We start from the raw sequence: 14,989 nt of genomic DNA on the forward strand, positions 1-14,989 counted from the left end.
AAGATCACAAAAAAAGGACGCAAGTTGTGATTTGCGTCCTTAAATTCAATAATCTATTTGATACTATTTTTCATCTGCCATACTGACGGCTGCCGTGAACAACACGTCGGTTGATGAGTTGAGTGCGGTTTCGGCAGAGTCTTGAATCACACCGATGATGAAGCCAACACCAATCACTTGAGCCGCCACATCATTTGGAATGTTAAATAGGCTACACGCAAGTGGGATCAACAATAATGAGCCACCCGCAACACCTGATGCACCGCAGGCACAGACTGATGCCACAAGGCTTAATAACAATGCTGTCCCAAAATCAGGCACGATACCTTGAGTGTAAGTTGCCGCAAGGGTTAGCACAGTAATCGTAATCGCGGCTCCCGCCATATTGATGTTCGCACCCAGCGGGATAGAAATGGAGTAGATTTCTTCTTTTAAGCCCAAACGTTTTGCTAACCCCATATTCACAGGAATATTTGCCGCTGAACTGCGAGTGAAGAATGCCGTTACGCCACTTTCACGCAAGCACGTTAACGTCAATGGGTATGGGTTACGGCGAAGTTTTAAGAACACTAATAACGGGTTCAACACAAACGCCACAAATGCCATTGCACCAAGTAATACCGCAAGCAAACGCAAGTAGCCTGCGAATGCGTCCATACCGTTGGTCGCAATAGTTTCAGCCACTAACCCAAATACGCCGATTGGGGCAAATGCGATCACCACTTTCACTACAAATGAAACGGCATCTGCCATATCACTGAGTAGCACTTTGGTGCTTGGTGCAGCATGGCGTAAGGCAATACCTAAACCGATTGACCACGCTAAAATTCCTAAGAAATTACCATTGGTAATGGCACCAAGTGGGTTATCTACTAAGTTGAACACCACGGTTTTCAACACTTCACCCACACCTTTTGGTGGTGATAAGCCGTCTGGACTAGTCACTAATTCAAGAGTGGTCGGGAACATATAGCTTAAAATAACCGCTGTTAATGCCGCTAAGAAAGTGCCAACAAGGTATAACACTAAAATCGGTTTCAAGCGGCTGTCGCTGCCCACTTCTTTATTGGCAATCGCAGAAAGCACTAAAGAAAAAACCAAAATGGGGGCGATAGCACGTAATGATTTAACGAAAAATTGACCTAGCACACCAACGTCTTTTGCCCACTCTTCATGGAGTAACGCAAGCAATACCCCGAGTACTAAACCAACGGCAATGCGTAGCACGAGATTGCCGCCTAACAGTTTGGAAGATAACGAATGACTCATAACATTTCCTGTAGATAAAACAAAATGGACGGCACAGCCGTCTATACTCCTAAAAGAGCCTAAAGAGTAGCCGAAAAATCACCATAAGGGAATAGACAAGCGGTCAGTTCCTGTAGAAATTTTGCAAATCTTAGATTTTTTCTATTTTTTAGCTATTTTTTTGAATTTTTGCTAAAAATGCGTACAAACTCTTTCCGCAAACCTTTGCTTTGGGTAGAATGTAGCTCCTTTTTCAGATGAATATTTTTATGAAACCAGAAAATAGAGTGAGTTTTCACCGCGTTATTCGTGCTGCAGGCTTTTCAATGAAAGGCTTGAAAAGTGCTTATTTAAATGAAGCTGCATTTCGTCAAGAAGTGTGGCTTTGTTTTTTTCTGATTCCGTTCGGTTTATATCTCGGTGATGGGTCAATTGAAAAAATTTTGTTAGTTGGTTCAACACTGTTAGTGTTAGTGACCGAATTATTAAACAGTGCGGTTGAAGCTGTTGTAGATCGGATCGGATCAGACTATCACGAACTTTCTGGACGAGCTAAAGACATTGGCTCCGCGGCGGTCTTTATGTCAATGATGATCTTTGCATTGACCTGGTTGCTCATTCTGTTTTTCTAGAGCAGTTGATTTCCAATGAAACGATTACTGTACATAGCCGGCACAATTATTCTGCTTTCATCGGCAATTTTTAGCTATTTTTATTGGTCAAGTATGATGCAAATCAGCCAAATGCAAATTGATAGCCCTACTCCACCGTTGGTCAACAGTGACGATGCCCTACCCGATGTCAAAATTGATCGGCTTGTTGTCTTTAAAGCAAAACGACAAATGTGGGCATATCAAGGTGAACAATTGATTAAAGTTTACCCTATTGCTCTTGGTTTCAACCCTATTGGGCACAAACAGTTTGAAGGTGATGGTAAAACACCAGAAGGCATTTATCGCATCAATGAACGCAATCCAAACAGCGGCTATCATAAAAACTTAGGTGTGTCTTACCCAAATGAAGCCGACAAAGCCTATGCGGCTTCGCAAGGGAAATCACCGGGTGGTTTAATAAAAATTCACGGTTTACGAAATGGTACTGGTGCTATTGGAAAAATGCATTTACTCAAAGACTGGACTCACGGTTGTATTGCTGTCACTGATGAGGAAGTTGATGAGCTTTACCAAGCGGTTATTCATCATGCGATAATTGATATTCGCCCCTAATTTCAACACAAGGAGAACGTTACATGAGATTTACTAAAACTCTACTTTCCGTTGCATTACTTTCTGCAACCACCGCAATGGCATCCGAAGCGGACAAAACTTACCGCTTTACTATATTACACGTGAATGATACTCACGGCCACTTTTGGAAAAATGACAAAGGTGAATATGGTTTTGCCGCTCAAAAAACCGCTATTGATAATATTCGCCAAGAGCTTGAAGCAAAAGGCGAACCTGTATTCTTACTGCATGCTGGTGATTTCAACACTGGTGTACCAGAATCGGATATGCAAAATGCTAAACCCGATATTGAAGGGATGAATATGATCGGCTACGATGTCGCCGTACTAGGTAACCACGAATTCGACTTCCCACTACAAGTACTTGAAATGCAAGAAAAATGGGCTACCTTCCCATTTATTTCGGCTAACGTTATCAATAAAAAAACCAATAAACCTATGGTAAAACCTTACGTGATGCTAGAAAAAAATGGTCTAAAAATCGCTGTTGTAGGTTTAACTACTGAAGATACCGGTAAATTGGGTAATCCAGATGTAACCGAAAACGTTGTATTCCAAGATCCATTAGCCACTGCTAAGAGTACTCTTGCCCATATCAATACAACAGAAAAGCCTGATTTCCATATTGCATTAACGCATATGGGTTACTATTTCGACGGTAAACATGGACAAAATGCACCTGGTGATGTATCTCTTGCTCGCTCTCTAGACAAAGGTGCATTTGATTTAATTATCGGCGGACATACTCACGATACCGTTTGCATTGATGAAAAAGGTGAATTTAAGGTTAAATACACACCAGGTGATGAATGTAAACCAGATTTCCAAAATGGTACTTGGATTGTTCAGGCTGGAGAATGGGGTAAATACGTTGGGCGTGCCGATTTTGAATTAAAAAATGGTGAAGCAAAATTACTCAATTACCAACTCATTCCAATTAACCTGAAACAAAAAATCAAACTGGCTGATGGCAAATCGGAATATAAGCTCTACCAGAATGAAATAGCTGAAGATAAAGCTGTTTTTGACCACTTAAAAGTTTATCAAGACGAAGGTGATCGCTTATTAGGGGTAAAAGTGGGTGAAGTAAAAGGTAAATTTGAAGGTGATCGCAAAATTATACGCTTCCAACAAACTAATTTAGGTCGATTGATCGCCCAATCTCAAATGGAGCGTGTAAAAGCAGATGTGGCAGTAATGAATTCCGGTGGTATCCGCACTTCAATCAATGAAGGACCGACGACTTACAAAGATCTCCTAAGCGTTCAACCTTTCGGTAATATGATCGCCACTGTTGATTTCACCGGTCAAGAACTACTCGATTACTTAAATGTAGTTGCATTCAAAGAACCTGATAGCGGGGCGTATCCACAGTTTGCAGGCATCTCAATGGTAGTTGATCGTGCATCTAAAACAATCACCGATGTCAAAGTTGGTGGAAAAGCACTAGATTTAAGCAAAAAATATAAACTCTCTGTACCAGACTACTGTGCTGGTGGCGGTGACGGCTACCCAGTATTGAAAAAACACCCAAGCTATGTCAATACAGGCTTTATTGATGCCGAAATGTTGAAAAAATACTTTGAAGAAAACAAAGTGTTAGACGCATCAAAATACGACCCGAAAGATGATGTTATCTTTAAATAACAACGAGTAACAAAAAAATGGCTTAAGACATTACGTTTTAAGCCATTTTTTATACTAATAAAAGGCAAAAATCGTTTTAGAGACAAATAATTACCATGGATAAAAATAAATAAGTGAGAAGAATGAAAAGAGACAAAATAGGCAGGTAGCTAGCAAAGAACATAAAGAAATGGTTGCGGGGGCTGGATTTGAACCAACGACCTTCGGGTTATGAGCCCGACGAGCTACCAAGCTGCTCCACCCCGCGTCTGAGTGGTTGGTATCATACTCTGCTCATTTTTATTTTCAATCATTTATTTTTAATGATGATTCATTTGAACCAAATAAGCACAAAATTTGCTTATTTAACAGCAAATTTGTCGGTTTTTGATGCAATTTGATTCTATCTATTTGTCTTAGCTTTTGCTATGCTAACTACCTTTTATTCTCCATAAGGATTTAAAAATGACTTGGAAAGCATACACAAAATATGCATTGTTAGTTGGCACAATGTTCTTTCTCGCTAGCTGTTCGACCACGACAAAAAAACAAAGTGGTGCCTATACGGCGGATAGAGCAAAATTTGGAGCCGTGACTCAAGGGAGACAGTTCGTGCCTGAACATATTCCTTACTTTGCCACCGCTTCTGTTGATGCACATGGAAATATCGTCAATTCATCCGATTTTCTAAAACAGCTTAATCATGTTTATCAATATTCAGGCAATCTTTCTGCTACATTTGCAAATACTTACCGTAAAGTGACCGCTTGGGTTCAGTCAGGCGGAAATATTAACGATTTGGCACGCTACGGGTTATTCTCTCGTCAAATGCGTGGTGAAGATGGCTTCCAAAATGTCTTAATGACAGGATATTATATCCCCGTTATTCAGGCTCGCTTGTCACCACAAGGTGAATTCCGTCATCCTATTTACGCTATTCCTCGTGGCAATAAAAAATACAGTCGAGCAGAAATTTATAATGGTGCTTTATACGGAAAAGGCTTAGAACTTGCCTATACGAATTCTTATTTAGAGAATTTCTTAATGGAAGTTCAAGGTAGCGGTTTTGTTGATCTAGGCGGTGGTAATTTAAGACACTTTGCTTATGGTGATAAAAATGGCTACAGCTACACTAGTGTTGGTCGTTTATTAGTTGAAAATGGCGAAATTCCTAAAGAAAAAATGTCTGTGCAAGCTATCCGAGACTGGGCAAATCGTAATCCACACCGCTTAAAAGGACTTTTAGAACGGAATAAATCTTTTGTTTATTTCCGTCATGATCCAACACTAGATGTAAAAGGCTCTGCACAAGTTCCGCTGGTTGCACTTTCATCAGTTGCATCAGATAAACGCATTGTTCCAACAGGCAGTGTATTACTTGTGGAAATGCCATTAGTTGATCAACAAGGAAACTGGACAGGCAAACACGAAATGCGTTTGATGGTTGCTCTCGATGTGGGTGGTGCTGTTAAGAACCAACACTTCGATTTATACCAAGGCATTGGCGATAAAGCTGGCCACCAAGCTGGGCATATGAAACATTATGGGCGAGTTTGGCTATTAAATTAAGTTTAAATAACCTGGCGTATGATCTGCACCCCAAAAGTTGAACTATAAATCCAACTGACTAAGGTGCAGATTTTTATGACTAAATACAACCACTCTTTCAAACAACGCACCCTCGAATGTTATCAAGGCATGGTAAAACACAGCCGCTAACTTGGTAGTTTTTCAATCGAAAAAATATCACGTTTACTTTCATCAATATCTACCTGAATCCCAAATCCATCTGCAAGATTTCGTTTTGTCAAAACCTTTTGTGTTTCCCCACTGGCAATGATCTCGCCTGCTTTCAGTAAAATTATCTCATCGCAAAAACGATATGCTAAAGATAAGTGATGGATTACAACCACACAGGTTTGCTTAGGTGTGAGAGATTTGATCTGCTCCATAATGTCGATTTGGTAGTAAGGATCGAGAGAGGCAATCGGTTCATCGGCGAGCAAAATTGGCGGATGTTTAATACAACAACGGGCGAGCTGCACCCGTGTTTTTTCGCCACCAGAAAGCTGTTGGAATGGTTTGCTCAGCAAATGCGAAATAGAAAACTTGTCTGACACTGACCGCACTTTTTGCTGCTCTTGGCAGCTTGGCAATGGCTGTGGCAAGCCAAGAGCGATGACATCATAAGCGGTTAAATCCCAATGAATTGCCGTGCTTTGGGCGAGGTAGGCAAGTTTCTGACTTTTTTCCTTAGGTGAAAGCTGACTCAATTTGCAATTTTCTAGCCAAATCTGACCGCTTGTTGCGGGCAAAATCCCTGCTATCACTTTGAGTAAGGTCGATTTTCCTGCACCATTCGCTCCCATAATGCCTACCAGTTTTCCTTGTGGAATATGGCAACTCACGTTTTTTAAACCGTAGGGCAAACTCACATTTTCGATGCTAATCATAAAGTCTCCGTTGCTGCGTAAGCAAAATCCAAATCAATACTGGAGCTCCAATAATCGCTGTTAGCGTGCCAATATAAATATGCGAGAAAAATGGCAGATATTGAATGGCAAGATCCGCAATTAGCAACAACAATGCCCCGATCAAACTGCTGGTCAGATAGAGCTGCGATGGGCGTTTTTTCAGCAAAATGCGAGCAAAGTGTGGGGCAATTAAGCCGATAAAACCGATAGTGCCCGTCTGCGGAATAGTTGCTCCCACCAATAACGCCACGCCCAAGGTGGTGATAAAGAAGCTACGTTTAGGGTCAATCCCCATCGTGCTAGCCGTTTCTTCACCAAAGGTAAGTAGATCCACATAACGCCGTTGTCGGTAAATGCAGAATACCCCAAGCAACACAATCAACAATGAAATCAATAAGTTATCGAATTTCGCCCACACTAAAGAGCCTTGCAACCAGCGATAAAGTTCCGCTAACGCCCAAGGGCTTTTGGCGTTGGAGAGCAACAACGCAATTGTCGAACCTAGCAACATATTGACCGCCACGCCTGCTAAAATCATCATCGTACTGCCGTAATTTTTGGCGATCAGATAGACCAACAAAAAGCTCGCCAATGCCCCAGCCACTCCGCCAAATAACAGTAGCGAAAACGGCACGGAAAAATAGTACAACATAAATACACTTGCCGTGGTCGCCCCATTCGCTGCACCAAGTAACCCTGGGCTTGCAAGTGGATTTTGAAAGACGCCTTGCATCACATTGCCTGCCAACGCCAAACTCGCTCCTGTCAGCACTGCCAGCAAAAAACGCGGTAGGCGAATATCCACCAGCACCAAGGAACGCATATCTGTTAATACCCCATCCGCATTGCGAAGGGCAGAAAAATCGCCGAGCTGATAGCTGCACGCAAGGGCGATGAGTGTCATCAATATTGCAGTCAAAATCAGGTTTAATTGATTGATTTTCTTCATTTTATCTGTTGTCGAATATTCTCTGCACCTTGCCACAAGCCGTGGTCGAAGCAATAACTATACTTTAACGGAAGCTGAACAAGCGGTCGGTTTTGGAAGATTTTTTGCAAAATCGGGTGGCGTAGCAACTCTGCCTGTTCGTTGTAGCCTTGCTTATCGCTGAATATCACAAGCTGATTGGGCTGGCTTAGCAGCAATTTTTCAAGAGAAAAATTCTGCGGTGTGAGTGTGCTTTTCATCGGTTCAAGTCCAGCCAATTGTAGCAAGGTGTGGAAAGGCTGGCTATTGCCGTCTAGCACGCCCGTGTCGGACAAAATCAAGGTTTCTGCAAGCGGTCGGTTTAGCGAAAAATATTGCAAATTTAACTCAGAAATCAACTGATTAGCTTGAGCTTCATTGTCCGTCAGCTTGCCGATCTGTGTTATCAAAGCGAACAATTCTTCAGGCGTTTGTGGATCCCGAATCGACACCACTTTCACGCCTAACTGTTGCAATTTTTCTACCAACTGCGGATAAAAAAGCGGATTGATCAACACTGTTTTATCCAAATAAGGCAAAAGCTGATTGAGTTGAGGCTCAACCATAGGTTTGTCAGCATTGATTTTATCCAACATCATCAGCGGATTGTTGGAATAAGGCGACTGTGCCGCAATTTGTTCAGGGCGAGCAAGTTCGATCAGCAAGCGGTCGCTACACAAATTGAGCGAGATAAATTGCTCGGTTTCAGCGTAAGCCGTGCCGATCGAAAGCAAAAGTGTGGTACAAAGTTGGAGAGTTTTACGCATAACAAACAGGCGTGTTGCCACGCCCGATAAGATTAGAACGACCCTTTTAAGCCAACGTAAACATTACGACCATCTTGACCATAGCCAAGCACGTTTTCATATTTTTTGTTGAACAGGTTGTTCAAATTCGCATAGATATTTACATTTTTGTTGAGCTGATAATTTACACCTATATTCACCAAAGTGTATGAAGGCATTTTGGTTCTGTGTGGATAGGTATCAATGCGTTTACCCACATAGGATAGGCTCAGATTGGAACCTAGCTGCTCGGTAATTTGATATCCCAAGCCAACATTCGCAGAGTGTTTAGGACGGCGAGCCAATTCCACACCTTTGCTGTCCTTCGCTCGAGTAAAGGTGTAATTTGCATAAGTCGTCACATCATCAGTGAGTTTTCCATTATAAGCAACTTCCATCCCTTTAATTTTGCTCGTGCCAGCAAGGTTTATGGACTGAGTATAAGTCGAATTATTGCTAATAAAATCTTTTACATTGCGAGCAAAATAAGTGACATCAAGGCTGTGGGCTTTATTTGTGGTTTCAAGCAATAATCCTACATCTCCCCCTAAACTTTTCGCTGGTTTTAAATCAGGATTAGCTTTATAAGAACCATAGTAGCCATAGTAATCTGTCAGTGTCGGGTTTTGGATTGCTTGAGCAACACTTGCGTGAGCTTTTAAATTTGGCAATAAACGATAAGCCCCAGCAATACGTCCTGTAAACGCATTTTGATATTGGGAGTTATCGGTGAATCGTCCGCTTAAGGATAAACTATGATCTTGTTCAGTGAACAAACGATATTCCATTGCAATACTTTTTTCAGTTAATTTTTTCTCTGACGCATACTCAGTGGATGCATAATTCGCACGTTGGTATTCGCCTAAAAAACTGACTGATTGTGTTACATCCCCTTCACGATCAAAATTGAGATCTAACTGATAATTCGCATTTTGTTTTTTCGCATCATAAGCATTATGTCTTGGAATAGTGCCTGTTTTCACATAAGTTGTTGGATCATAAATATTTTGTGTGGTGAATGTATCGCTATCTGTTTTGATTTGGCTCACGACAACTTTTTGCTTCACTAATTGTTCATCGTTGCCTAAATAACCGCTTAATTTGAATAGAGTCTCACGCATGCGAGCGTAATCATCATAGAAAGTTTCGCTCCGATCGTAAGTTTCATCGTAATGTGCTGATTGAGATGAATGCGTTGCTAAAATCTCAACGCCTTTATTATTATCATCATAACCTAGACGTAATGATGCATTATCTCGATGGAATTTATCTCTTTCAACTGCACCACCAGTAGAAAATGCAGTACCCATTGTCGAAGTATAGTGAAACTTATCGGAGCTTAACGCAGAAATACCACGAGTACGGTGGCTATCGCCGTGTAAGGCATAATAAAAGCCATTGTGATAGCCAGAAATAGTGGCAGAGCTATCATAAGTACCGTGCGAACCCGTGCCTAAGTCAAAATCAACATTAAATGGTTTGTCTTTGTATAAGCCACTTTTAGTCGTGATATAAACGACACCTCCCATCGCATCACTACCCCATAAGGCAGATTGCTCACCACGTAGCACTTCAATGCGTTCTACATTACTTAATACTAATCCTCCAAAATCAAAACCTAAATTTGAAACAGGCTGCATTTTAACGCCATCAATAATAATCGCTGTTTGATTTGAATTCGCACCACGTAAAAAGAGGCTAGTCAATGCACCACGTCCACCATTTGCTCCCATTGCCACCCCAGGTACCGTTTTTAATACATCGCTCACATAAGTCGCATTGCGAGCTGCGAAATCTTTTTCGGTCAACACGGTAACTGACGAAGCGGTTTTATCTTGATTGACAGGGGTTGCATAAGCAGAATAAACGTTGATTGGTGATAACTTTGCGGTTTCAGCAAAAACGACATTTGGTAAAGCGAGTAACAGTGATGTTGTGATTAAGTTTTTTTTCATTGTTGATCCTAAGAAGAAAATCTAAGAGTAAACGGATTCAATATAGTGAGAAACATAACAAAAAAGAAGAGCCACTATCATAAAAGGCTCTTCTTTTTTTTCATAACTAGTCGTAAAAAAATTCATAATGAATTTTTAGAATGGTTGTTTCCATATTATTTGGGAATGTAAATTATAAAACTATTTTAAATCAATTAATTAAACACTAATCTACCCAGATTGAAGTATGAATACGTAAAAATAAAGTATAAAAAGGCTAGATTTCAGATTTTATTTTTACACAATGTACTTGCTATGAGATACCAAACAGATAATATTTGACCATAAAGTTATTGAAAGCATGAAAATTTACACTTATTTAGCGGGAATTTGAGTTAGAATAACGAATTGTATATCAATATTAGATTGTTTCAGGGAGAGAAATATGGATTCAAAATTTTATCTTTCTAGAGTTTTATATACAACTAATAATCAAGAATTTAATGAATCTGAACTGCTTTTGGTTGAAAAGAAAGTAATTATTATTCTTGCAGAACCTGGTGCAGGGAAAAGTTATTTATTAGATAGTTTGGCAAAACAAATCGGTGTTACTAAAAATACTGCAAATATTTTTATTCATTCAAATGAAGAAAAATGTTCCCTACTTGTTATTGATGGTTTTGATGAATTAGTAAAAATTGGCTCATCAACGGTAATGAAAGCTCTTACAATGGTTAAAAATACTTCAGCAGAAAGAATAATCTTATCTAGTCGTTCTAGTGAGTGGTCTGAAGGTTATACACATTATTGTAAAACTCTTTTTGACGAAGAACCTTTATTAGTTTATTTAAAACCTTTCGACGAAATAGAACAAAAAGATCTTTTCTTACATTATTACCCACAACAAAATGCAGAACAATTTTTAAAAGAAGCAGCTAATATTGAATTAACGCCATTATTAGCTAATCCTTTATTTATGAAACTATTTTCAAAATCCTATGTAGAGAACAACCAATGCTTTGAAAATCGTTATTCTGCATTTAGGCTAGCTATTGAAGGATTAGCAAAAGAAAATAATAGTAGCTATTCTTATGATAAAAATATATTACCTGCTTCTAAAAAAATTGAATTAGTAGAAGATATTTTTACTAAATTAATGTTATCAGGTTCAGAAGGAATAAGTTTAAGTGATTCGGCCTCTAATCGGTTTTATCCACATATTGTTACTTTAAATTCAGATACAAACATTACACAAATTTTATCTACTCAATTTTTCATTCCCTCTGATGAGGCAGAACAACATCGCCCTGTTCATAGAATTGTTGCTGAATATTGTGCTGGTAATTATCTTGCTAAAAAATTGACTTCAGCATCGAATCCATTAGCTCTGAGTAAAATTTTATCTATTATTGCCCCTAATGATATAGTGCGTGATGAGCTACGTGGTTTGTTTGCTTGGATGGCTGTATTATCGGAAAATCAGCGTATTCAGGAAATACTAATTGATTTAGACCCCTATGCAATTTTGTCGAACGGGGATTCTGGATTGCTATTACCTAGCTCAAAAATAAAATTACTCTCTAAATTAAAAGACTTAAATCAAATAGATCCTTATTTCCGCCGTAGTGATAGATGGAGAAACTTTAGTTTGTCAGAATTTTTTACAGATGAATTATTGGATGAACTGAAAGATTTATTATCTTTAGATAATGTTGATGGAGATTTACAAAGTCTTTTATTAGAAGTATTAATTGATTCCCCTATAATTTCAAAATTAACTAATGAACTAAAAAATATTGTTTACGATATCAGCTCTGAATATTGGGATAAATATACACGTAGATTAGCAGGTAAATGTTTATCAAAAGTCAAAGAGTATAACCACCAAGAAACTTGTAAATTTTTAATTGAAGCAGGAGATAATGTTTCCCTTTCTATAGTAGCTGACATAATGATCGAATCAAATGATAAATTCCAACTAATTGATTATACCCAATTTTTAATAGTTTGTGCGGTATTATATCCAACAAATTACCGTATTGAGAGAGAGATTGGAGAACGTTTCTTTATTAAACGCTTTATTCAAAAATTGAGTTTGAATTTAGTTGTACCATTATTAGATGAGTTATCTGCTAATTTATCTTGTTCTTGTCAAAAAAAGTACAACTGCCGATGCCGAAATGGCATAAGCAAAATTATCAGTATGCTATTGGATCGTTATTTTGAATTATCTCCAGAACCTTGGGAACCAAAACGAATTTGGGAATGGATAAAATCACTTTATTTTCAAGCTAGTGTCAGAAAAGAAGATAGCTTATCAGTAAAAATCTTATCTGAAAATAATACTTTGAGACAAAGTATTATCAAAATTGCCTTTGAGAACATGTTTGATCATAAAACTATTAATGAAACTAAATTTTATAGCTTTGAGCAGCATGCTCATTCTGGGCTGTATTTTCAACATCAGGACCTTAAATATATTATTGATTTAGCTTTTGATACTAATAATATTACATTATGGTCCTGTTTTATGGTTGGACATGATTTTTATAGTAAAGGAAAATCATCTAATTCATTACGTCAGCATATGCGTATGCAATCATTGCAGAAAACTGAATTTTTGCGCGTCTGGTACAGAAATAATAGAGAGCATAAAAAATATTATAAAAGAAATCTTTTAAAATATAATAGGAAAAAGAGTTATAGAAAATATAATCAAAAACAACGAAAGATTCGTAATAAAGATATTCAATATATTCAAGAAAATAGACAATTAATAGAAAGTGGAAAACATTGGAATGCTCTTTTAGCATTTTCTCAAACTATATTACAAGAACCTGATAAAATTTCAGAAAATTTTGGGGATGAGGAGCTTGTTAGAAATTCTCTATATAATTGTTTAGATTATATTAAGCATGATATACCAAATTTATTAAAACTGGCAGAATTACAATGCCAATCTCAAACTTTAGATATTGAATTCATTTTATATGCGGCTTGCTTAGAGATTTTAAAGAGAGATGGCTCTTTAAAAAATATATCAGTAGATACATTAATAGCATTACGAGCTGGTTTTTCTACTTATTGGGTAGGAATGAATTCTGATGATAGAGAGTTACTAAAACAAGAAGTAGATAGATGTCTATTCTTGAATTCAGCAACTGCTGAGCAATTTTTACGTGACTATATTGAACCACAATTAGCTTGTGTAGAATGTAAAAGTACGTCAGTAAGCTGGTTAGCTCATGATGAAACATTTAAATTTTTACAGGGGACTCTCCCATTAGAATGGCTGAAAAAGTTCCCTGATATGAATTTTTCAGCACAAAAAGAATTATTGCTATTAGCTATTCAATTTGGTGATCGTGAGGAGCTTAAAGAATTAGTTCTGCAATACTGTGAAAAACTGCTTGATATGACAGTAGAGCCAGAAGATGTAGAGATAAAAGTTAAAAGAAATTTCTGGTTTGCTCATGCTTTTTACTTATTAGATAAAAATTATGAACCTTTTTGGCAAGAACTAATTAAAGATGCTGATAGCATCTTTATTTTAGCAGATCATTTTGGTTCTTTTGGGGACTATTCAAAATGGATAAGTCTTTCTTCTGTAAAAATAGAGCTAATTCTGAATACTTTTATTGGGCAATGGGAAGAAGTTTATTTGCCTAATATGCATGGCTCTGATAGTCCGCCTTCAGAAAAAGCTTATCGTTTTTTAAGTGGACTAATTTATAAATTGGAAGAAAATAATGAAGATAATCCAATACCAGTTATAGAACGCTTATTGCAGGATATTCGCTATAAAAAATTTCATACTAGTCTAAAAAGTATTCGATTTAATTGTTTACGTAAATCAGTAATTCAAAATTTCCAAGTCCCTACAGCCGAGCAAATTGTAAGCTTATTAAATAAAGATGAAATAATCACTGCTGAAAATTTACGTGCAGTTATATTGGAAGAACTTCAAGCCTATCAAAATGACTTAAATGGGCATGATATTTCTACGAAATCTATTTTTTACCATGGAGAAATGAATATCATCAATCGAGTTGATGAAAATACTGCGACTCAGCGGATTGCAGAACGTTTAAGATTACGTCTTGAAAATAGACAAGTAATTCCTATACGCGAAGGTTATATGAAAGACAATAATCGTTGTGATATCGTTTTTTCTAAGTTAATTGATGGAAAAAGAAAAATTTTACCTGTAGAAGTAAAGGGACAATGGCATCCACAACTTTATTCAGCATGTGAGCACCAATTAGATCGTTTATATACCATTCATCCAGATGCTGATGGACAAGGTATTTACTTAGTATTATGGTTCGGTTCTAATGAAAAGGTCGCCAATAGAAAAAATCATGACATAAATAGTGCGGAAGAATTATACCAAAATATTCAAAAGCAAGTACCTGAAGAATTGAGAAACCGAATGGATATTTTTGTTTTAAATTTAGCTCTATAACATTATAAATAAGGCATATTGTCTGAAGTTTATAAAGAGCCTTTTAGGAAATTTACCCAAATTCCGACTATATAGCCTTTGTCTAATCAAACAATTCTTATGGTCATCAACCACGACTGGTTAATTTTTCATCGGTTCTTTACAAATAATCAGGTAAGTAGCCTAGGTAAACGATTTAAGTGATGTACCCACCTAAATCTTATTGAGCTAAAGAGAGGCATATCTTGCGTTCTTATAAATATAT

The 14,989-nt window shown here is 37.8% G+C and carries 10 protein-coding genes and 1 tRNA gene; 5 read left to right on the forward strand and 6 right to left on the reverse strand.

What is annotated here, in order from left to right:
• Positions 1-63: 63 nt before the first annotated feature.
• On the reverse strand, positions 64-1,269 hold the full coding sequence (gene sstT / locus A4G17_RS08055) for a serine/threonine transporter SstT (RefSeq protein ID WP_123956084.1): 1,206 nt from the start codon (positions 1,267-1,269) through the stop codon (positions 64-66).
• Between the two features lie 248 nt (positions 1,270-1,517).
• Between sstT and A4G17_RS08060 the strand changes: the two genes are divergently transcribed.
• The 3 genes from A4G17_RS08060 to ushA are packed head-to-tail and all read left to right on the forward strand — an operon-like array spanning position 1,518 to position 4,141.
• Positions 1,518-1,880, forward strand: coding sequence for a diacylglycerol kinase (locus A4G17_RS08060; RefSeq protein WP_123956083.1), 363 nt, complete (start codon positions 1,518-1,520; stop codon positions 1,878-1,880).
• A gap of 15 nt (positions 1,881-1,895) precedes the next feature.
• Positions 1,896-2,474 (forward strand): L,D-transpeptidase family protein, encoded by a 579-nt coding sequence (locus A4G17_RS08065; RefSeq protein WP_123956082.1) that lies wholly within the window; start codon positions 1,896-1,898, stop codon positions 2,472-2,474.
• Between the two features lie 23 nt (positions 2,475-2,497).
• Positions 2,498-4,141, forward strand: coding sequence for a bifunctional UDP-sugar hydrolase/5'-nucleotidase UshA (gene ushA, locus A4G17_RS08070; protein WP_123956081.1), 1,644 nt, complete (start codon positions 2,498-2,500; stop codon positions 4,139-4,141).
• A gap of 170 nt (positions 4,142-4,311) precedes the next feature.
• Here ushA and A4G17_RS08075 read toward each other — a convergent pair.
• Positions 4,312-4,388, reverse strand: a tRNA-Met gene (locus tag A4G17_RS08075).
• A gap of 197 nt (positions 4,389-4,585) precedes the next feature.
• Here A4G17_RS08075 and mltA point away from each other — a divergent pair.
• Positions 4,586-5,689 carry a murein transglycosylase A gene (gene mltA, locus A4G17_RS08080; protein ID WP_123956080.1) on the forward strand — a complete coding sequence of 368 codons (1,104 nt, stop codon included), beginning with the start codon at positions 4,586-4,588 and terminating at the stop codon, positions 5,687-5,689.
• Positions 5,690-5,835: 146 nt separating this feature from the next.
• On the opposite strand, the gene A4G17_RS08085 is transcribed toward mltA, so the two are convergent.
• The 4 genes from A4G17_RS08085 to A4G17_RS08100 are packed head-to-tail and all read right to left on the reverse strand — an operon-like array spanning position 5,836 to position 10,301.
• Positions 5,836-6,573 (reverse strand): ABC transporter ATP-binding protein, encoded by a 738-nt coding sequence (locus tag A4G17_RS08085; protein WP_123956079.1) that lies wholly within the window; start codon positions 6,571-6,573, stop codon positions 5,836-5,838.
• Positions 6,566-7,543 carry a FecCD family ABC transporter permease gene (locus tag A4G17_RS08090; protein ID WP_123956078.1) on the reverse strand — a complete coding sequence of 326 codons (978 nt, stop codon included), beginning with the start codon at positions 7,541-7,543 and terminating at the stop codon, positions 6,566-6,568. Before A4G17_RS08090 ends, A4G17_RS08085 begins: the two co-directional genes overlap by 8 nt.
• A complete protein-coding gene (locus A4G17_RS08095; RefSeq protein ID WP_123956077.1) occupies positions 7,540-8,328 on the reverse strand; it encodes an ABC transporter substrate-binding protein in 789 nt (262 codons plus the stop codon). The genes A4G17_RS08090 and A4G17_RS08095 overlap by 4 nt, the downstream gene beginning before the upstream one ends.
• Before the next feature lie 32 nt (positions 8,329-8,360).
• Entirely contained in the window at positions 8,361-10,301 is a 1,941-nt protein-coding gene (locus A4G17_RS08100; RefSeq protein ID WP_123956076.1) for a TonB-dependent receptor plug domain-containing protein, read from the reverse strand.
• Between the two features lie 424 nt (positions 10,302-10,725).
• Here A4G17_RS08100 and A4G17_RS08105 point away from each other — a divergent pair, with 424 nt between their 5' ends.
• The gene (locus A4G17_RS08105; RefSeq protein ID WP_123956075.1) at positions 10,726-14,745 is read left to right on the forward strand and encodes an NACHT domain-containing protein; all 4,020 of its coding nucleotides are present in this window, start codon (positions 10,726-10,728) and stop codon (positions 14,743-14,745) included.
• The last annotated feature ends 244 nt before the right edge of the window (positions 14,746-14,989 follow it).

The sequence above is a fragment of the Frederiksenia canicola genome, assembly GCF_011455495.1.
In the GTDB taxonomy this organism is placed as follows: domain Bacteria; phylum Pseudomonadota; class Gammaproteobacteria; order Enterobacterales; family Pasteurellaceae; genus Frederiksenia; species Frederiksenia canicola.